14 protein-coding genes and 1 pseudogene are annotated in these 20077 nt (G+C 60.3%); 9 read left to right on the plus strand and 6 right to left on the minus strand.

Annotated features, from left to right (window positions below; genetic code table 11):
- Nucleotides 1-60: 60 nt before the first annotated feature.
- Nucleotides 61-5091 carry a putative Ig domain-containing protein gene (locus ABE093_RS04030; protein WP_430760081.1) on the minus strand — a complete coding sequence of 1677 codons (5031 nt, stop codon included), beginning with the start codon at nt 5089-5091 and terminating at the stop codon, nt 61-63.
- Between ABE093_RS04030 and ABE093_RS04035 the strand changes: the two genes are divergently transcribed.
- On the plus strand, nt 5042-5251 hold the full coding sequence (locus ABE093_RS04035; RefSeq protein WP_430760106.1) for a hypothetical protein: 210 nt from the start codon (nt 5042-5044) through the stop codon (nt 5249-5251). The two genes, ABE093_RS04030 and ABE093_RS04035, sit on opposite strands and share 50 nt — an antisense overlap.
- A 316-nt stretch (nt 5252-5567) precedes the next feature.
- Here ABE093_RS04035 and sucD read toward each other — a convergent pair whose 3' ends face one another.
- Nucleotides 5568-6443, minus strand: a complete 876-nt coding sequence (gene sucD / locus ABE093_RS04040; protein WP_430759554.1) for a succinate--CoA ligase subunit alpha — start codon at nt 6441-6443, stop codon at nt 5568-5570.
- Between the two features lie 24 nt (nt 6444-6467).
- Nucleotides 6468-7637, minus strand: coding sequence for an ADP-forming succinate--CoA ligase subunit beta (sucC, locus tag ABE093_RS04045; RefSeq protein ID WP_430759555.1), 1170 nt, complete (start codon nt 7635-7637; stop codon nt 6468-6470).
- A 136-nt stretch (nt 7638-7773) separates the two neighbouring features.
- On the opposite strand from sucC, the gene ABE093_RS04050 reads away from it, so the two are divergent.
- From ABE093_RS04050 to ABE093_RS04085, 8 genes and pseudogenes are all read left to right on the plus strand, one after another.
- A complete protein-coding gene (locus tag ABE093_RS04050; RefSeq protein WP_430759556.1) occupies nt 7774-9390 on the plus strand; it encodes a sensor histidine kinase in 1617 nt (538 codons plus the stop codon).
- Nucleotides 9391-9426: 36 nt separating this feature from the next.
- A complete protein-coding gene (locus ABE093_RS04055) occupies nt 9427-10839 on the plus strand; it encodes a sigma-54-dependent transcriptional regulator (RefSeq protein ID WP_430759557.1) in 1413 nt (470 codons plus the stop codon).
- A gap of 242 nt (nt 10840-11081) precedes the next feature.
- Nucleotides 11082-11432: a prepilin-type N-terminal cleavage/methylation domain-containing protein gene (locus tag ABE093_RS04060; protein WP_430759558.1), complete on the plus strand. Its 351-nt coding sequence runs from the start codon at nt 11082-11084 to the stop codon at nt 11430-11432.
- 229 nt (nt 11433-11661) lie between these two features.
- Nucleotides 11662-11761 (plus strand): annotated as a pseudogene (locus ABE093_RS04065) (prepilin-type N-terminal cleavage/methylation domain-containing protein); the annotation flags it as partial.
- A 379-nt stretch (nt 11762-12140) separates the two neighbouring features.
- A complete protein-coding gene (locus ABE093_RS04070) occupies nt 12141-12473 on the plus strand; it encodes a prepilin-type N-terminal cleavage/methylation domain-containing protein (RefSeq protein WP_430759559.1) in 333 nt (110 codons plus the stop codon).
- Nucleotides 12474-12549: 76 nt separating this feature from the next.
- On the plus strand, nt 12550-14412 hold the full coding sequence (locus ABE093_RS04075) for a hypothetical protein (protein WP_430759560.1): 1863 nt from the start codon (nt 12550-12552) through the stop codon (nt 14410-14412).
- 57 nt (nt 14413-14469) lie between these two features.
- The gene (locus ABE093_RS04080) at nt 14470-15618 is read left to right on the plus strand and encodes a glycosyltransferase (RefSeq protein WP_430759561.1); all 1149 of its coding nucleotides are present in this window, start codon (nt 14470-14472) and stop codon (nt 15616-15618) included.
- A complete protein-coding gene (locus ABE093_RS04085; protein ID WP_430759562.1) occupies nt 15615-16637 on the plus strand; it encodes a glycosyltransferase family 2 protein in 1023 nt (340 codons plus the stop codon). The genes ABE093_RS04080 and ABE093_RS04085 overlap by 4 nt, the downstream gene beginning before the upstream one ends.
- Nucleotides 16638-16648: 11 nt before the next feature.
- Here ABE093_RS04085 and ABE093_RS04090 read toward each other — a convergent pair whose 3' ends face one another.
- The 3 genes from ABE093_RS04090 to ABE093_RS04100 are packed head-to-tail and all read right to left on the minus strand — an operon-like array spanning nt 16649 to nt 20057.
- Entirely contained in the window at nt 16649-17581 is a 933-nt protein-coding gene (locus ABE093_RS04090; RefSeq protein ID WP_430759563.1) for a glycosyltransferase family 2 protein, read from the minus strand.
- Nucleotides 17578-18615: a class I SAM-dependent methyltransferase gene (locus tag ABE093_RS04095; protein WP_430759564.1), complete on the minus strand. Its 1038-nt coding sequence runs from the start codon at nt 18613-18615 to the stop codon at nt 17578-17580. Before ABE093_RS04095 ends, ABE093_RS04090 begins: the two co-directional genes overlap by 4 nt.
- Entirely contained in the window at nt 18612-20057 is a 1446-nt protein-coding gene (locus tag ABE093_RS04100) for an oligosaccharide flippase family protein (RefSeq protein WP_430759565.1), read from the minus strand. The genes ABE093_RS04095 and ABE093_RS04100 overlap by 4 nt, the downstream gene beginning before the upstream one ends.
- Nucleotides 20058-20077: the final 20 nt, after the last annotated feature.

Genomic DNA, 20077 nt, shown 5'->3' on the forward strand with positions numbered 1-20077 from the left:
GGCGACGCCATGAAATGAAGAAGCCGCCCGAAGGCGGCTTCTTCACTCCTCGCCCTTGGCTCAGGGCTGTTGCCGTGGCTGCGGGTAGATCGCCACGCTCTTGTACTGCGCCGGCGTCAGCGTGAAGGCCGGTGATGCCCCGCCCTGCCCGAATACCACGCGCAAGCCGAACACATTGTTGCGGAGACCGTTGTATTCCTCGCGACGGTACTGGAAGGACATCTGCCAGCCACGCGCGAGTTCGAGATCGAAGCCGCCACCCAGCGCCCACATCCTGTCGGCATAGCCATGCAGGGCCAGCAGGTAGTCATTGGCCGAAGGCTGCACCGCGTAGTTGATCGCCGCATTGCCGCTGTTGCCCAGGGCATCGCGATATTCCAGCGACCAGAACGGACGGATCGCATGGCGACCAAGCTTGCCGTGGTAGCTGCCCTCGATGCCGACGGCCGCGAGACTGGTTTCGATGCGCTGGCGCCGATACGTCAGGTCATAGATCCCCAACCCGTTTTCACGATACGCATCCAGCGTGGTGCGATTGCCTTCGACGCGACCATAGCCGGTCAGCTCGTAACTGTCGTTGCGCTGTGTGTAGCCAATGCTGAAGGAACCGTACTGCTGGTCGCCCTTGCGACGTGCCGATGCCATGGCATTGGCGACATTGCTCCAGCGCTGCAGGTCGAAGTCGAGCTGGCCCCAACCCATCAGGCCTTCGGCGTACCAGTGCTCGCTGCCGCGCCACAGGCCGTACAGGGTGAACGCACGATGCTTGGCATCCTGCTTGGAACGGCCATCGTCGAAGTCGGTGTTGCCCCAGCCGCTACCGAGGGCCGCGCCGAAGACGTAATCGCCGAAGGCATGGTCGATGCCGAAGCTGATGCCATCGCTGCGCAGGTCATATCCTTCGCGGCCCGGCATGCCACTGCGCTGGCCGTAGACGATGCTGCCGCCCAACCAGCCGCCGTTGATGCCATTGGCACCCGCACCACCTGCTGCACCCACTCCGACCGGCAACGACATGCCCATGCCACCGCGACCGCCGCCAACGCTCAAGGTCAGGCCGTTGTGGGCAGGCGTGCCCTTGGTCGTGCGCAACTGGCGCAGGCGATCGCGCACGTTGTCTTCCTGCGCCGATGCGAAGCGCAGGCTGGCATCGACCTGCGCCTGCAGGCCCGCACTCACCGAAGGATCCTTGGTCGGGTCCGGACGCGCATCGACGGTCAGGTTCGCAGTAGCCGAACCCGCGGTGTAGTTCGCGGTTGCCGCCTGCGTCGCAGTGAGCGTGGCGGTCCCGCTGCCGACGATCGTCACCGTGCGCCCGCTCACCGTCGCCACCGAGGTATTGCTGCTGGTGAAGGTGAAAGCACCCGTGCTGTTGCTGGTCGGCAACGGCAGGTCGAATGCGGCCTCGCCCTGGGTCTTGTGGATTGCGCCAACCCAACCGATCACCGGGGCCGCCGCCGCGATGGTCACGTTCAATGCAACCTGCGGAGCCGCCAGGTAATTGGCATCCGCCGCCTGGTTGGCGGTCAGCGCGCAGGTGCCCGCCGCCAGCATCGTCACCGTCGAACCGCTCACGGTGCAGACGCTGGTCGTGGTCGATGCAAACACCACCGGGCTGGTCGATGCCCCACCCGTCGCGCTGATCGCGAACGTGCCGTTCGGCGCATAGGTCGGTGACGTCGGATTGGCCTTGAAGTTGGTGATCGCCTGCGCCGCCGCCACGATCGTCACGTTCAAGTTCACCTGCGGAGCCGCCAGGTAATTCGCATCCGCCGCCTGGTTGGCAGTCAGCGCGCAGGTGCCCGCCGCCAGCATCGTCACTGTCGAACCGCTCACGGTGCAGACGCTGGTCGTGGCCGACGCAAACACCACCGGACTGGTCGATGCCCCACCCGTCGCGCTGATCGCGAACGTGCCGTTCGGCGCATACGTCGGCGTTGTCGGATTGGCCTTGAAGTTGGTGATCGCCTGGGCGGCGGCCCCCACCGTGATCGACACAGCGGCCGAACCGCTCGAACCATAGGCGTCCGTCGCCTTGACGGTGAAGTTGAACGTTCCCGCAGTCGTCGGGGTTCCCGACAACGTGCCGGCGCTGCTCAGCGCAACACCCGTCGGCAGCGATCCCGTCACCAGTGAATACGTGTAGGGCGCGGTGCCGCCATTCGCGGTGATCGTCTGGCTGTATGCCGTACCCACTGTCGCACCCGGCAGCGTCGCCGGGGACAGCGCGATCGTCGGTGCGATCACCGCGACCGTATAGGCCTGGCTGCCGCTGAAGCCGAACCCATCCGTCGCCTTGACGGTGAAGCTGTAGTTGCCCGGCGTCGTCGACGTTCCCGACAACACGCCGGCACTGCTCAATGCAACACCCGGCGGCAACGCACCTGATATCAACGAATAGGTATAGCCGCCATTGCCACCGCTGGCAGTGATCGTCTGGCTGTAAGCCACGCCCACCGTCGCACCCGGCACCGTTGCCGGCGTCAGCGTGATCGTCGGCGCATTGATCGCCAGCGTGTAGGCCTGACTACCGGTGAAGCTGTTGCCATCCGTTGCGGTGACGGTGAAGTTGTAGCTGCCCGCGGCCGTTGGCGTTCCAGACAACACTCCGGCACTGCTCAGTCCGACACCCGGCGGCAATGCGCCTGCCGACAGCGAGTACGTGTAGCTGCCATTACCACCACTGGCCGTGATCGTCTGGCTGTAGGCAACGCCACCCGTGGCATTCGGCAATGTCGCCGGAGACAGACTGATCGTCGGCGCGCTGATCACCAGCGTATAGGCCTGGCTGCCGTAGAACGGTGCCCCGGTGCCGGTGGTGCTGTCGGTCGCGCGAATGGTGAAATTGAATGTTCCTGCGACCGTCGGCGTACCCGACAACACGCCGCTGCTGCTCAAAGACATTCCGACAGGCAAACTTCCCGCCTGCAGTGAATACGTGTAAGTCGCCGTGCCGCCACTGGCGGTGAAGGTCTGGCTGTACGTGGCCTCGGCCGTCGCGCTCGCCAGAGATGCCGGCGACACCGAAATGGTCGGCGCACCGAGGACCAATGTATATCCCTGGCTAGCCGTGAAGCCATTGGCATCGGTCGCCTTCACGGTGAAATTGAAACTGCCGGCGGCAGTCGGTGTTCCCGACAACACGCCCGTGCTGCTGAGCGCGATCCCCGGTGGCAATGCGCCCGCCAACAACGAATAGGAATACGGCGCAGTGCCGCCGCTTGCCGTGATCGTCTGGCTGTAGGCCGTCGCGATCGCCGGATTCGGCAGCGATGCCGGAGACACGGAGACTGTCGGAGCATTCACTACCAGCGTATAAGCGCGGCTACCCGTGTATGGCGCGCCGGCGCCAGTGGATGCATCGGTTGCAGTCACCGTGAAGTTGAACGTGCCACTTGCGGTCGGCGTGCCCGACAACGTGCCAGTCCCGCCGTTCAGCGCCATGCCGGCAGGCAACGTGCCCGCAGTGACCGCGTAGCTGTAAGGTGAAGTGCCCCCGCTGGCCGTGATTGCCTGGCTATACGCCGTGCCGGCGGTAGCGTTGGGCAACGTCGTCGGAGACACCGAAATTGTCGGCGCGGCAACCGTCAGCGTATAGGCCCGACTGGCCGTGTACGGTGCACCGGTGCCGGTGGATGAATCGGTTGCGGTCACCGTGAAGTTGAAGGTGCCGCCCGCAGTCGGCGTGCCCGAAAGCGCGCCACCCGTGCTCAACGTGAGGCCAGCCGGCAATGCACCTGCGGTGACGGCATAGCTGTAGCTCGCCGTGCCACCGGATGCCGTGATGGTCTGGCTGTATGCCGTCGCCACCGTCCCGTTCGACAACGATGCCGGCGACAGCGAGATCGTCGGAGGCGTCACCGTGATCGAAACCGTGGCAGGCGCCGAGGTGCCCGATGCATTGGTCGCGGTATAGGTGAAGCTGTCCGAACCACCGTAACCTGCGGCAGGCGAATAGGTGATCGACATACCCGACGCCGTTGCGGTGCCATGCGTTGCCTGGGTGCCGACAGCAACACTGGTAGGCGCACCGCCGGTGATGTTCAGCGTGATCGGATTGTTGCTGCTGCCATAGGCCACCGCGGCGCTGACGTCGTTGGCGACAGGCGGAGCGATGTAGGTGTACTGGTCGGCCGCACTGGTCGCGCTGGTGCCGCCAGGCGTAGTCACCGCCACGTCGACCGTGCCCGCTGCCCCTGCCGGCGAGGTCGCGGTGATCTGGGTATTGCTGTTGACGGTGTAGGAGGCGGTTGTCGCACCGAACTTCACCGCTCCTGTGGGAGCTGCCGACGCGAAACCGCTGCCGACGATGACGACCGTGGTTCCGCCGCCTGTCGGACCGGAGGTCGGCGAGATCGATGTGACTGTCGGTGCAGGCACATAGGTGTATTGATCCGCTGCACTGGTCGCGCTGGTTCCGCCGACTGTCGTCACGCTGACATCGACCGTACCGGCCGCCCCTGCCGGCGCGGTCGCGGTGATCTGCGTATTGCTGTTGATCGTGTAGGTCGCGTTGGTCGCACCGAACTTCACCGCGCCCGATGGCGATGCGTAACTGAAACCGGTCCCCGTGATCACGACCGTGGTGCCACCGCCAGTCGGCCCGGATATCGGCGAAATCGATGTCACCGTGGGTGCGGGCACATAGGTGTATTGGTCGGCGGCACTGGTCGCGCTGGTGCCACCAGGCGTGGTCACGGTTACATCGACCGGACCGGCGGCTCCGGGCGGCGCCGTGGCCAATATCTGCGAATCGCTGCTCACCGTGAATGTTGCGGGCACCCCACCGAAATTCACGGCGGTGGCCCAGGCCAGTCCATTACCGTTGATCACCACGGTGTTGCCGCCTGCCACGGCACCATTGGTCGGCGACAAGGAAGTGACTGTCGGCGGGGCAGGTGCCACGTAAGGGACATTCAGCGTGTTGGTCGTTCCGGAGCGAGATCCTCCAGTCGGCCGCGTTGCCCGCCAACGCCCCAACGCCGATACGCGGCCCAATGCAATGTCCGTTGCCGTCGTCGTGTAGGTGAACGTGCACACGGTGGACGACAAGATCGAGGCAGGCATTCCCGGACAGTTCAAGGCCGACATGCCAGCAGGGCTACCACTGGTAAATACCAGACTGTCGATATCGGTATTGCCGGTCCAGAGCGTGACCTGGAAGGTCAACGTCTGTCCTGCGGCGGTGAAATATGTCGCCGGGCTGGAACCACTGATGGTCACCGTTGTCGCGTTCTGTGCGAGCGCCTGAATCGGCAACATCGTCGCCAACATCAGCAAGGAAATCGCCCATAACCGCCGGGCGAATCCCCATGCCGCACAGGCATGCCGGAAACGCCGGCCCAAGTCCGATGTGTTCATCACAGAAATCCCCTGCCCCGGTGCAATGCAGCCGACATGGCCACATTCATCTATATGACTCTAGTCCAGTTCCATTGCGACCACACCCCCCGAAATCAGGTATTCGGCATGGCGAATGGCGAAAACGAGAAAGGCCGCACAAGGCGGCCTTTTCGTGTTCCGGATTTGTGCGCGCCGCCCCGGTCAGGACCGGATGGGCCCGACACTCACTTCGCCAAACGCTTCGCGATCGCGGCGCCGAGGTCGCCCGGCGACTTCACCGTGGTCACGCCAGCCGCTTCCATCGCGGCGAACTTGCCTTCGGCCGTGCCCGAGCCGCCCGAGGCGATCGCACCGGCGTGGCCCATGCGCTTGCCCTTCGGCGCCGAGGCACCGGCGATGAAGCCGACCACCGGCTTGGTCACGTGCTTGGCGATGTACTCGGCTGCTTCCTCTTCGGCGCTGCCGCCGATCTCGCCGACCATGATGATGCCTTCGGTCTGCGGATCGTCCTGGAACAGCTTGAGCGCGTCGATGAAGTTGGTGCCGTTGATCGGGTCGCCGCCGATGCCGATGCAGGTCGACTGGCCGAGGCCGGCGTCGGTGGTCTGCTTCACGGCTTCATAGGTCAGCGTGCCCGAACGCGACACGATGCCGACCTTGCCCGGCATGTGGATGTGGCCCGGCATGATGCCGATCTTGCACTCGCCCGGCGTGATCACGCCCGGGCAGTTCGGTCCGATCAGGCGTGCATCCGGATAGGCCTTCAGCACGTTCTTGACGCGCATCATGTCGAGCACCGGGATGCCTTCGGTGATGCAGACGATCACCTTGATGCCGGCGGCCGCGGCTTCCATGATCGCGTCGGCCGCGAACGGCGGCGGGACGTAGATGACGGAGGCATCGGCGCCGGTCGCCTTCACGGCTTCCTGCATGGTGTCGAACACCGGCAGGCCGAGGTGTTCGGTGCCGCCCTTGCCCGGGGTCACGCCACCAACGACCTTGGTGCCGTAATCGAGCATCTGTTGCGCGTGGAAGGTGCCCTGCGAGCCGGTGAAGCCCTGCACCAGCACCTTCGTGTTCTTGTTGATCAAGACAGACATTTCATTGATTCCTTGAAGGTGTGATCAGGCGGCGTTCTTGACGGCTTCCACCGCCTTCTTCGCGCCATCGTTGATGTCGTCGGCCGGGATGATCGCCAGGCCGGAGTTCTTCAGCAGCTCCTTGCCCGCATCCACGTTCGTGCCTTCAAGACGCACGATCACCGGCACCTTGACGCCCACTTCCTTCACCGCGGCGATGATGCCTTCCGCGATCATGTCGCAGCGGACGATGCCGCCGAAGATGTTGACGAAGATCGCCTTGACGGTCGGCGAGCGCAGGATCAGCTTGAACGCCTCGGTCACCTTCTCCTTGTTGGCGCCGCCGCCGACGTCGAGGAAGTTGGCCGGCGAACCGCCGTTGAGCGAGATCACGTCCATCGTCGCCATCGCGAGGCCGGCGCCGTTGACCATGCAGCCGATGTTGCCGTCCATGGTCACGTAGTTGAGGTCGTACTTCGAGGCCAGCACTTCGGTCTCGTCTTCCTGGCGCACGTCGCGCATCGCGACGAGTTCCGGGTGGCGGAAGTTGGCGTTGTCGTCGGAGTTGATCTTGCCGTCGAGCACCGCGAGGTTGCCGTCGTCGAGGATGGCCAGCGGGTTGAGTTCGACCAGCGCCAGGTCCTTGTCGTTGAACAGCTTGTACAGGCCCAGCATGATCTTGGTCAGCTGGCCGGCCTGCTTGGCGTTCAAGCCGAGCGCGAAGGCAAGGTCGCGGCACTGGTAGGGCTGCAGCCCTTCGACGTAGTTCACGTGCAGGGTCTTGATCGCCTCGGGCTTCTCGTGGGCGACCTGCTCGATGTCCATGCCACCTTCCGCCGAAGCGATGAAGGTGACGGTCTGGGTGGCGCGATCGACCAGCACCGACAGGTACAGCTCCTTGTCGATATTGGTGGCCTGGGTGATCAGCACGCTGTCGACCGGCAACTCGACGCCGGCGGTCTGGTAGGTCGCCATCTTGGTGCCGAGCATCGCCTTGGCGTACTGCTTGACCTCATCCAGGGTCTTGGCGAGCTTGACGCCGCCGGCCTTGCCGCGGCCGCCCGCGTGGATCTGGGCTTTCACCACCCAGAAATCGCCGCCGATGGCCTTGGCGGCTGCAACCGCCTCATCGGGGGAATGGGCCACCTGGCCCTTGGGGACGGCAATGCCGTAGTCGCCGAACAATTGTTTGGCCTGGTACTCGTGGAAATTCATGGCGCACCGGAAGTCGGGAAGGGGAGACAGGCCGCGGAGGAGCCGGGCCAGCCCCCTATTGTCGCGCAGATGACGCACTGCGGCAAAACCCGGGCCGGCGGGCGCCCGATACACTCGCCCGGATCAAGGAGATCCCGTGGCCCGAACCCGTTCCATCCAGCGTTTCGACGACGACAGCATCCGCCGCGAACTGCGCGCCTATGCCATCTATCGCGCCTTCGCGGCCGCCATGATCGCGGCGGTCACCACCGGCATCGGCGGCCGTTGGCTGGGCGAATTCGACGACCCGATGCTGGCGACCTGGATCAGCTGCGGCTATCTCGTCCTCGCCGTCATCCTGATGTTGTTCGCGCGCACCGGCATGCGCGTGGGTCCGCAGATCGCCATCGGCACCCTGATCGACGTGTTCTTCGCCAACGCGGCGATCAACGCGATCCCGGAAGCATCGCCGGTGATCGCCATCATGCTCATCCTCAATGTCGCCGCGGCGTCGCTGTTGCTGTCGCTGACATTCGGCATGATCACCGCGGCACTCGCCACCCTCACCTTCGCCGCGCCATTGATCTGGCGCGATCTGTTCGGCACGGAATGGAATCATCCGTGGATCGAACCGCTGATCTTCGGCGCCAGTTATTTCGCCATCGCCTGGCTTGCGCACGTGATGGCCCAGCGCATGGTGCGCACCGAATCGGAAGTCACGCGACGTGGCGAGGAAGTCGCCGACCTCGCGGCATTGAATGAACTGATCATCCGGCGCATGCCGACTGGCGTGGTGATCGTCGAACGCGATGGACTGATCCGCCTCGCCAACGAAGCCGCGATCGCATTGCTCGGCGAAGCCGGCGACGGCCATCGCCCGCTGGGGCTGGCATCACCAGAACTGGCGCAACGCCTGCGCGACTGGCAGGCCGACGGCACGCCCAATACGCAGCCGCTGCGCATGGGACCCGACCAGGCGGAAATCCTCCCGCAATTCCTGCGCCTGCACGCAGGTGGCGACGACGTACTGGTCTTCCTGGACGACACTTCGCAGGCATCGCGCCGCGCCGAAGGCATCACCCTAGCCGCCCTCGGCCGGTTCTCCGCCAGCCTCGCCCACGAGATCCGCAATCCGCTCTCGGCCATCAGCTATTCCACCCAGCTGCTCGAGGAATCCGACGACCTCACGATGATGGACCGCAAGATGCTGGAGATCGTGCGCAAGCAGACCACGCGCATGAACGGCATCGTCGAAAGCGTGCTGAGCATGGCGCGGCGCGAACGCGCCAACCCGCAGTCGATCGACCTGCGCATCGTGGTGGAAGAATTCGCCGAGGAATACCGGCGCAGCTACCCGCTCGATGCCGACACCCTGGAACTGGTGTTGCCGCAGGAACCCCAGCCGGCACTGGCCGATCCCAAGCATGTCCACCAGATCCTGCTGGTGCTGGTCAGCAATGCCCGCTACTACGGCCGCATGCCCGGCGAGCCGGCACGCATCACCCTGCGCGTGCGCCGCGAACGCCAGCATGCGCTGGTGGACATGCTCGACACCGGTCCCGGCATCGCCGAAGCCGACGAACGTAACCTGTTCCGGCCGTTCTTCACCACCTCGGAACACGGTACCGGTCTCGGCCTGCACATCGCGCGCGAGCTGGCCCACGCCAATCAGGGCGAACTCAGCTACCTGCGCCTGCCCTTCGGCAGCTGTTTCCGGCTCAGCCTGCAGGGCGCCACGGCATTGCTGCCGACCACGACGCAATCGTCGCGCTAAACTGGCGGCTCCCCCGAGACAATCAGAATTCACGGCATGGCGGATACGCAAAGCGCCCTTGTGGTCGATGACGAGCGCGACATCCGCGAACTGCTGGTGGTCACCCTGACGCGCATGGGCCTGCGGGTGGAAACCGCGGCCACCATCGCTGCCGCCAAGGCCCAACTGGCCAACCAGGACTTCGATTTCTGCCTCACCGACATGCGCCTGCCCGACGGTTCGGGCATGGACCTGATCACCCATATCGCGGCTGTGCGTCCAGGCATGCCGGTCGCGATGATCACTGCCTTCGGCAACGTCGAAGCCGCGGTCGAAGCACTCAAGCGCGGCGCCTTCGATTTCGTCAGCAAGCCGGTCGACCTCAACATCCTGCGCGAACTGGTGCGCAACGCGCTGCGCCTGCGCTCCGAACACGAAACCGCGCAGGCCCAATCGCCCGCCGGACGCATGCTCGGCCAGTCTTCGGCGATGCAGGCCTTGCGCCAGACCATCGACAAGGTCGCGCGCAGCCAGGCGCCGGTCTACATCCACGGCGAATCGGGATCGGGCAAGGAACTGGTCGCCCGTACCATCCACCACAGCGGGCCGCGCACCTCCGGTCCCTTCGTGCCGGTGAACTGCGGCGCGATTCCCGCCGAACTGATGGAAAGCGAATTCTTCGGTCACCGCAAAGGCAGCTTCACCGGCGCCCACGCCGACAAGCAAGGCCTGTTCCAGGCGGCCAACGGCGGCACTTTGTTCCTCGACGAAGTCGCCGAACTGCCACTGGGCATGCAGGTGAAACTGCTGCGCGCGATCCAGGAAAAATCGGTGCGTCCGGTCGGCGGCCAAGCCGAAGAACAGGTGGACGTGCGCATCCTCTCGGCGACGCACAAGGACCTGGCGAAGCTGGTGGAACTGGGCAGCTTCCGCCACGACCTCTACTACCGCATCAATGTCATCGAATTGAACGTGCCGCCGCTGCGCGAACGTGGCGACGACCTGCCGGTACTGAGTGCAGCCATCCTTGCCAAGCTGGCGGAACGCCATGGACTGCCGACACCGCCGTCGCTGTCCGACGACGCCCTTGCCGCCCTCCGCGCCTATTCCTTCCCTGGCAACATCCGGGAGCTCGAGAACACCCTCGAGCGCGCGATGACCCTGGCCGACGGCGAGTCGATCCATGTCAGCGACCTGCGCCTGCCGCAGGCCGCTCCGGTGCCAATGTCCGAACCTGCCGCCCCCGTGACGGTCATCGCCCCGGCACCGGCAGCGCCTGTCACCGCGTCAACCGTTCCCGCCACGCCCAGCACCAATGGCGACCTCACCGGCGCCATGGAACAGCTGGAACGCGCGGCCATCGAGAAGGCCCTGCTGGAAAACCGCTACAACAAGACCAAGACCGCAGCGGCCTTGGGCATTACCTTCCGGGCCCTGCGCTACAAGCTGAAAAAGCTTGGGATGGAGTAAGCAAGGGCCGTAACCAGCCCATTTATGCCCCGTTTCGTCACATTTTGCTTCAGGAATGTGAATTTATGCCCTCTCGCCTCCCCTCTCGCACCATTTATCAATGAGTTAGCTCGGGATTGACGACTGGCATGACGCCTGCTTCACTCTCCCGGCACGTGTCCTGTCGTCAGGCTCCGAAGGATTGGATCCCCCGGCCCGGCGCACGTGATACGAGAAACAACCACTCCATGGGGATTATCCAAATGAAGAAGCAGCAAGGCTTTACCCTGATCGAACTGATGATCGTGGTCGCGATCATCGCCATCCTGGCCGCCATCGCGCTGCCGGCCTACAACAACTACCGCATCAAGTCGGCCGAAGGCGCCTGCCAGGGCGAAGCCAAGGCTTACATGAACTCGGCCGTGGCTGCCGTCATGTCGAACATGACCGTGGCAACTTCGCCGGGCAAGGCTTGCAAGGAAAAGATCGTGCTGACCAGCGGCGACGTGAAGAACGCCCAAGTCAAGACTTGGAATCCGCAGGGCCCGGGCGTGAAGACGACCCAGTGCAAGTCGGATTCCGCCACCTGCGCCCAGCCGGGTGTGGCTCCGTAACTCACCAGAGTAAATCTGATGAGTGCAAAAGCCCCTCGCAAGAGGGGCTTTTCTTTTGCCGAAACAACCGTTTGTCCGGAATAGTGCACCGTCCACACAAAAGCCGTTGACGTAGGATTTAGAACTTGCTTCATTCGAGCTTCACGCGCCTGCGGCCTTTCCCGGATCCGCCCTCCTTTGCGGCTTCAGCACGTGGATCGTGAATTTTCCACTCCATGGGGTTATCCAAATGAAGAAGCAGCAAGGCTTTACTCTGATCGAACTGATGATCGTGGTCGCAATCATCGCCATCCTGGCCGCCATCGCGCTGCCGGCATACAACAACTACCGCATCAAGTCGGCCGAAGGCGCTTGCCAGGGCGAAGCCAAGGCTTACATGAACTCGGCCGTCGCCGCCGTCATGTCGAACATGACCGTCGCAACTTCACCGGGCAAGGCTTGCAAGGAAACGATCGTGCTGACCAGCGCCGACGTGAAGAATGCCCAAGTCAAGACCTGGAATCCGCAGGGCCCGGGCGTGAAGACGACCCAGTGCAAATCGGATTCCGCTACCTGCGCTCAGCCGGGCGTTGCTCCGTAATTCACCCACATCATCAAATAAAAGCAAAAAACCCCTCTTGCGAGGGGTTTTTTTTGCTTTTATCCGCCTGCTTGGCATGACTCCTGCTTAGGTATTAGTTGCAGTAAGTCTTTGGGGGAATACAGGCCATGAGCAATACAGAACACGGCTTCACGCTGATCGAATTAATGATCGTCGTTGCGATCATCGCCATCCTGGCCGCCATCGCTCTGCCGGCTTACAACAACTACCGTATCAAGTCGGCCAATAACGCCTGCCTGTTGGAAATGAAGAATTACGCCAACTTTTCCCTCGCCACTATGTACAACGGAAGCGCACCGAGCAGCGCACCTCTGAAGGCCTGCGCTGCTGCAGATAAGGCCACCAACACCAGCACCCCGATCACCGGCACGCCGCAACAGCCCGGGAACAAGCTGACCACGTGTAGCATGCAGAGTGGTAACTGCACGCTCGCGCCCTGAGCGCAGGTTCGACAGGCGCCCCCAAAGGCTTCACCAATCATCGATAATCAACGATCGATTGGCCATCTCTCCGCTTATGACTTCGCCGAACCGCTGGTTTCTCATTTCCGGCTTGATTTGCGCTGCGATCGCAGGCCTACCCTTTCTTCCCGGCCTACATGGGAGCTTTGTTTTCGACGATGTTGCAAACATTGTCAGCAACCAGGCTGTCCAGATTTCCACTTTGAACGCCAGCTCAATTAGCGACGTTGCGTTTGGAAAGCAACCCGGTGGAATTTCGCGTGTCTTACCTACCTTGAGCTTCGCTTTCGACTTCTGGCGCAGTGGAGGACTCGACCCCGTCCAGTTCAAGATTACCAACATCTTCATCCACACGCTGACGACACTGGCATTGACATGGTTGTTCCGTGAAATCCTGTTGTCCGTGCAAGCACCAAAACGGAAAGCGCAATTCGCGGCTCTGGCGCTTGCACTTGCCTGGGCAGTGCACCCCTTGCAGGTGTCATCCGTCTTGTATGTCGTACAACGCATGGAAACGATGTGCACGTTCTTCATCGTGCTCTCCCTACTCTCTTACGTGATTGGCAGACGTGAACAACTCGCAGGTCGGCCCGGGCGCGTTGGCTGGTTGCTGGCCTTGCTGTTCTGGGTCGTGGCAGCTGGATGCAAAGAGGATGCCGCCCTGCTGCCCATCTATGCGTTAGCGTTGGAACTCACCGTGTTCGGCTTTGCAGCAGCAAATCCGCAACTTGCAGGCAGACTGCGTAAAGGCTACATGATCGCCACGTTCGTTGGGATGGCGCTATATCTGTTTGTGGTGGCCCCTCATTTTTGGTCTTCGTCTTTATATCCGGGCCGCGACTTTTCAAGCAGCGAACGTCTCCTGACCCAGGCCCGCGTGCTGTGCATGTACTTGTGGGAAATCCTTGTGCCATTGCCTAGCCATATGCCGTTCTATTACGACTGGGTGCAGCCGTCGAAAGATCTTTTCCATCCGTGGACTACGCTGCCCTCCATCGTATTACTGGTTTCACTGCTTATCGCGGCATGGGTTGTTCGCAAGCAGCATCGGCTGTTTGCCCTCGGTGTCTTCCTGTTCTTTGCAGGCCATTTCATGGCCAGCAATGTGCTCGGACTCGAGATGGCATTTGAGCACCGCAACCACTTCCCGCTAATCGGGGCCGTTCTCGCAATTGGCGATCTTCTCGTTCTTGCCGCGCAATACCTTCGCTTCCGCCCCGCTATGCTCGCAACAACCTGCACCTTACTTTTGATAGGACTGAGCGGAGCAACAATCTCACGTGCGAGCATGTGGGGCAGCGAGAAGGAATTCGTATATAGGACACCTCAACTCGCCCCCCAATCCGCGCGTGCTTGGTATTCCCTCTGTATTTATTACTATGACCTTGGCGGAGGCAAGGTTCCGGGCAACCCCTATATCGACAAGGCAATCGATACGTGCCGCAAAGGCGCGGCGGCAGCCCCCTACTCACTCACCAACATTACCAGTTTGCTTACCTTCAAGGCATGGCGTGGTCTCGACACGCGACTGGAGTGGGCGCAATACCTTGAAAGACTGCAACACGTGAATCTCGGGCCTGAAAACAACCAGTCCATTTGGACAATCATCAATAACTTTCGGGCCGGCATCCCGTTTGACGAAAATAACGTGTTCAAGGCCATCGATATCGTCTTGACTCGTAAACAACTGGATCCCGGCGAATACGCCGCAATTGGTTACTTCACCCTGGGCCGGACTCGCCAGCCGGACAGAGCCTATCCATATTTCGCACGAGCCGTGGAAATGCTGCCCCCCGGCGATCCCCATACGATCGAGCTAATTACTGATCTCGATCGCCAGGGTCGAACGGATTGGGCACGCAAATTGGAAACCATCGACCAAAATCGGACTGCCCACATAACCGGCAACGGGATTTAGCTTGCGTCCCCACGCCTCCAAGCAATTTCGCAATATCGACCGGAATTCGCCAGAAACATGAAAACGCTGTGTCTTGGCGAAACCGCCGAGTCAAACGTATATGGAACAATCGGTGTGTGCCTGGTACAGGCATACGCCGCACCGAATTACATCCGCGGCCTGACCTTGATGGCTGCGGCACGCACGATACGTACCGTCGAGCTCACCCAGGCCTTCAATACGTCTGGCGGCGTGGCCCGTTATTGGCAGGCAATTCACAAGCTCCTAGCGATTAAAAAAAAATCGAGCCCCGACGCCTACATCCTTGCGTTCAGAGGCCATGAAATTGCCTGGCTGATCCGTCATCTAGCAAAGAAACAGATGTTCGTGTTCGATGCAATGATGTCCCCCTATTCCGCTCTTACAGAAGAACGCAAATTCGGGTGGCGCGGGACCCTTCTCGCAAAGCTGTGGCGACCGATCGAGCATTCCGCCTTGAGGAATGCTGATGCCATCCTGACCGATACCCAATCGCATTCTGCATACTACCAATCGGAATTCGGGATACCTGCAAGCAAGATTATCGTCATCCCCGTCGGCGCGATCGAAAAACCCGCCGTCAACTACACACCGCCGCACTGTGACTCCCCTTTCCGTGTACTGTTCTACGGTTCATTCCTGCCTCTGCACGGCATTGACACCATCGTTTCCGCGGCGGCGAAAGTCACCGACCTGCCCGTTCGATTTGACTTCATCGGGGGAAATAGACGCGATGCTCTTCAACTCGATAAGAATTTGCGGAAGAACGGCGTTAGAAATTTCACCCATAGGCGATGGGTGAATTTTGACCGGATCCTCGACGAGGAAATCCCTGGTTGCGATTTATGCCTTGGCGGGCCATTCGGCGGCACTCCGCAAGCGCGCAGAGTTGTTACCGGCAAAACGCATCAAGCAATCGCGTTAGGCAAGGCAACTGTGGTCGGGAAGATCACGGAAGATTGTGGATTCATCGATAAACAGAACTGCCTTCTTGTCGAGCAAGGCAATCCGGAAGATCTCGCCGAAGCGATCCGATGGGCATACATCAACCGGCACGAATTGCCAGCCCTGGGCATGCGGGCGAAGGATTTGCACAACCAACGGTATTCATCGACCGCAATCGGTACTCGCCTTGGTGAGGCGCTGTCCAAACTGCAAAACGATTTCGCGAAGGTCGCTGCATCATGAACCTTGAATTCGACCCCGATATCAGTGTATGCATTGCCAACTACAACGGGGGAGAGTTCGTTCTGGAATGCCTTGAGTCCGTCCGAAGGCAGGAGGGCGATTTCACGATTGAAATTATCGTTCACGACGACGCATCAACCGATGATTCAGCCAATTCGATTGAACGGCTATTCCCAGAAGCATTGCTACTCCGAAGCACCAAGAATTCCGGATTCTGCGTCAGCAACAACCGTATGGCATCGGCCGCACGTGGCAGATACGTGCTCCTTCTGAACAACGATGCGATTCTGCACGATGGCAGCCTGCAGGCCTTCTTCTCTTCCGCAGAAGGCGGGCTGCAGGACTGCATCCTCGGATTACCGCAGCGCTCCCTCGCCGACAATCTAATCGTTGATCACGGCTATAGAATTGATCCATTCCTGAATCCTATCCCCATCCTGACCCAGGACACCCATGAAGTCGGGGTGGCCACCGGCGCGTGCCTGTGGATTCCGAAAAAAATTTGGGGGGACGTGGGGGGATTCCCGGAATGGTTCGAATCGATCGCCGAAGATATCTTCCTGTGCATGGCTGCAAGGCTTCTGGGGTATCGAGTTGTGGTTCTCGCGACGCCCTGCTTCGATCACTGGATAGGAAAGAATCTTGGCGGCGGGAAACTTGTGGGTAGCACCCTTCAATCCACAGTTCGACGACGCACCCTGAGCGAGCGGAACAAGATTTTCGTCATGCTGTGTTGTTATCCGTGGCCAGTCATCACAGCATTGATGCCCCTACATGCGGTATCGCTTCTCCTCGAGGCCACATTCCTCTTGCTCGTAGGGACTAAGCCATCCGCCGTATGGCGAATCTATGCCAGCATCCCGGGCGCGATGTGGCGATGTAGGGGCAATGCTTGCGCCTTGAGGGAAAGATTGATGCGCCAAAAACAGGTAGACAGCAATGGTCTGTTCGCTTTCACGGATTGGCTTCCGCACAAGTTGCGGATGCTATTGCGTCATGGCATCCCAAATCTGGACTGACACTGTTCGGTTTATACATCCTTGTAGGCTCCCATCCGCTTACTCAACCCATCAACGAGGCCGCGAAACGCCATTCGCAATGATTCAAGCTTGCGCCTACCAAACACGGTCTGGCTATACACAAAGCCTGCCATGTACCATGCATTACGAATCTTCCATCGTACCTGGATGTAATCCAACCTACTTAGCGCAATAAAATTTCGCACGCAGTAGTACATACGGATTGGTGGATATGCGCTTTCAACGCGCCATCCAAAATACCAGACACGCAAGCTATCTTGCTCACCCATTCTGTGCCGCATGGCGCCTTTGGTCGTGCCATACAGTCGCCAACCATGCGAGCGCGCGCGATGACACCATTCATTGTCAACGCTATCTATAAAGAAATCCTCGCGCATTAAACCAACATCTCGCAGCGCGGAAGCGGGAACCAACATTCCAGAAGTGATCAGAGTGATCGCCTCCACTGTGGGCATCATTGCATCAGGAAGTGTATGACCATAAAAAAACCTTCCGGGCTTCTCCACCTGGAAAGGTCGTACTGCTCCGGTGTTTTCATCCATGAAAACCGGCCCAATCGCGGCAACCTTTCGGCCACGCGAATCAAGATCCGCGAGCACAGCCACTAGTCCTGTCACCATCTCTTCGGACGGCAGACTGTCCTGATCACTGAATAATAAATGCGTGGAACCCTCGGCAAGTGCAGCTTCAATCCCAACGTTTAGTGCCTTTGCAATTCCAAGGTTTCCGCCAAGCCTCTGCAAGCTGACCCCTGCCGGGATGCCGGACTGCATGAACTGTTCAAGCCGTGTGTCATCGAGATGCGTGTTGTCCACGATGTGGATTCGATCGACCTGACCAACAATAGCCATGATCAACTCGCGCAGCACAGATACTTCCGGGAAGTACGTAACTACCACCGCATGTACGCGTACATCTTTCATTTCAACGCTAAAAACGTCAGAAATTCCCTACTCGACGCACGGAACATTTCCATAAATTCAGCGCGAATCGCATGCTCTGGCGGCCGCCCGCCGTAGCTTCCGGCCATACCCGAATGGCCGGATGCAACGGACTCACTGGCGGCATACACATCGAACACGGACATTCCCCTCCACGCCTGCCTGATCGACCGGAACCCAACCTCGCGCAGTGCCTGCGACAGGGAATCTCTATTGAACAACACCAGGTGACGCGGCGGGTCGAGCCCAAACCAATCGACGCCAAAACGCTTGGCACCAAGGCTGTTGATATTCGGGGTTTCAAGCCAAAGCATGCCGCCTGGTTTAAGCAATCGGTAGATGCATCGCAATGTTTCCAGCGGATCATGCACGTGTTCGATCACATGGCTGATGGTAATCACGTCGAAACGCTCATCGCTGTTATCGAACAGATCTATACCTCCCAACCGCACCGACAAACCACGCGAACGCGCCGCAGCGACGCCGCCTTCGTCAAAATCGATCCCCTCCACCGACCAACCTCCCTGTCGGGCTAACGCAAGGAAACCACCATCGCCGCAACCCACGTCTAACAAGCGGCCTCCCGAAGCTGGCAACGGCGGGAGGTGACGGCATTCGGCATCGGCCGCCGCCCGCAGCGAAGGCAACAGCGGAAGCAGCCAACGACCCGCAATGCCGGCATGCTCGAGCGCAAGGCCGTAGCGATGGTTTTGGTACCCGTTTATCAGGTCGTGCAGAAGCGTCCGTAGCTTTCCCACGCGACGCACTACTCGATGGTCTTTGGCAACATGCGTGAAATAGGCTTCGTACGCTCTGCCCACGCTGGACGGCGTTGGCCGAGGATCGAGATACCCGCTAGAGCAGGCCTCACAACGCCACAGATCCCATTGCCCGGGCGCCACACCGAACACGCGGTCGGTCAGGCCTGAATGCAGTAGTTCCCGCTCAACTGCTCCGCATACCGGGCACGAAGGCACGCGCTCCAGATCGGTGTCCGGCCATGCTTGGTCGATCATGCGGCTTCCCTCGGATATTGACGCCAGATGCGACGACTGAAAATGGTAAATGCCATTATCACCACAGCGGCATTTACCGCGAACCAACGCGGATCGGATGTCACCAGCGGAACGACAAGCATGCAACAACACAGCATTACCAATCCAGCGCCACGCGTAAGCATCGACGCATATGTCGGATGGACATGGATCGCCGTGAGGTACAACAGACCAGCGTCGAGCATCGCACGCGCAGCCCACGCGATTGCTGCCCCCACCACTCCCCACCGAGAAATCCCAAATACCAGTATTGCAACGAATAGCGGCAACTCAAGCACATGCAATTTCGCTGTGATGTCCGCGCGCCCATGACCCTGCAACAAGACATAGGGTATATGCGCAACGCTGTTGACAAACACACCCAGTACAACCCATCGGAAAATGTCGCTCGCATGAATCGCAAAATCCTGACCAAGCCATACCATCAGCAGTTGCGTCGACAGCATGGAGGCCAACAACAGCGCGGGCAGGAGCATCATGATCAAAGCAATCAACGATACCTGCAACATGGCAACCGATTTGACTGAATTCGAGCGATACCCGGCAAGCGCAGGAAAAACGGCGCCCATTGCCGTTACCGGTAATGTGGTTATACGGAACAGACTGTCGACAGGTACCGCATAGTAGGCGACCGAGGCAGGTGGAAATATGCTCGCAAGATAAAACCTGTCTGCATACACCATCAACGGCCCTACTGCGTTGCTGATCGACAACCACCCACCAAACCTGAGCAACTGTAGATAGTCCTCACCCTTTGCTATTTGTCCACGCTCGTACGGAAGCAGCTTCCGAAGCAGTTGCAGCCATGCAATCGTCGCTATTACCCGACTTGCGGCAAGACCACAGATCGCCAAGCCAGCATCTTCCCTCCAAAAGGAAACCAGTGTCGGTAGGCCAAACTGCATGATGCTGAGCAAAGCCCGTTGTGTACTCACACGACGAAATTCCTGCAGCCCTTCAAGTGCACCCGCCGCCGCAGTGGACACCAGTGCAAACGGCATGGACAACGCCACAATGCGCAAACCGAAGATAGATTCCTCGACTAGAGGGCCTTCAAGGTGGAAAATGTTATGAACGGCCCAAGGAATGATCATCCATAAAACAACGCCGGCCATTCCGCCAATAGCTACCAACAGCCCGAGCGTTTTCCACACCAAAGCTCCGAGCTCGATCCTCGCCTTACCCACACCGATGTCGCTTGCCAGCTTCTGTGTGAGTGCACGGCCTAAGCCGAAATCCAAGATTCCCGAAAACCCGATTAATCCGAGAGCAAGGGTGAATACTCCCATTCGTGCGGCCCCCAGCTGTTTTACCAGCACTGCCAATGCCACAAGGCCAACGAACGATGATGCAAGCGCACCCCCGACATTCCACACTGCATTGCTGGCGACTCGACGACTCATGGGAAAAATATGTTCCTGAA

Source organism: Solilutibacter silvestris (assembly GCF_050574925.1).
GTDB lineage: Bacteria > Pseudomonadota > Gammaproteobacteria > Xanthomonadales > Xanthomonadaceae > Solilutibacter > Solilutibacter silvestris_A.

What these genes read in the sequence shown, in the direction of transcription:
- ABE093_RS04030 (WP_430760081.1), bottom strand. Translation starts at nt 5,091, where the DNA reads ATGTCGGCCTTGAACTGTCCGGGAATGCCTGCCTCGATCTTGTCGTCC.
- sucD (WP_430759554.1), bottom strand. Translation starts at nt 6,443, where the DNA reads ATGTCTGTCTTGATCAACAAGAACACGAAGGTGCTGGTGCAGGGCTTC.
- sucC (WP_430759555.1), bottom strand. Translation starts at nt 7,637, where the DNA reads ATGAATTTCCACGAGTACCAGGCCAAACAATTGTTCGGCGACTACGGC.
- ABE093_RS04055 (WP_430759557.1), top strand. Translation starts at nt 9,427, where the DNA reads ATGGCGGATACGCAAAGCGCCCTTGTGGTCGATGACGAGCGCGACATC.
- ABE093_RS04060 (WP_430759558.1), top strand. Translation starts at nt 11,082, where the DNA reads ATGAAGAAGCAGCAAGGCTTTACCCTGATCGAACTGATGATCGTGGTC.
- ABE093_RS04070 (WP_430759559.1), top strand. Translation starts at nt 12,141, where the DNA reads ATGAGCAATACAGAACACGGCTTCACGCTGATCGAATTAATGATCGTC.
- ABE093_RS04075 (WP_430759560.1), top strand. Translation starts at nt 12,550, where the DNA reads ATGACTTCGCCGAACCGCTGGTTTCTCATTTCCGGCTTGATTTGCGCT.
- ABE093_RS04080 (WP_430759561.1), top strand. Translation starts at nt 14,470, where the DNA reads ATGAAAACGCTGTGTCTTGGCGAAACCGCCGAGTCAAACGTATATGGA.
- ABE093_RS04085 (WP_430759562.1), top strand. Translation starts at nt 15,615, where the DNA reads ATGAACCTTGAATTCGACCCCGATATCAGTGTATGCATTGCCAACTAC.
- ABE093_RS04090 (WP_430759563.1), bottom strand. Translation starts at nt 17,581, where the DNA reads ATGAAAGATGTACGCGTACATGCGGTGGTAGTTACGTACTTCCCGGAA.
- ABE093_RS04095 (WP_430759564.1), bottom strand. Translation starts at nt 18,615, where the DNA reads ATGATCGACCAAGCATGGCCGGACACCGATCTGGAGCGCGTGCCTTCG.
- ABE093_RS04100 (WP_430759565.1), bottom strand. Translation starts at nt 20,057, where the DNA reads ATGAGTCGTCGAGTCGCCAGCAATGCAGTGTGGAATGTCGGGGGTGCG.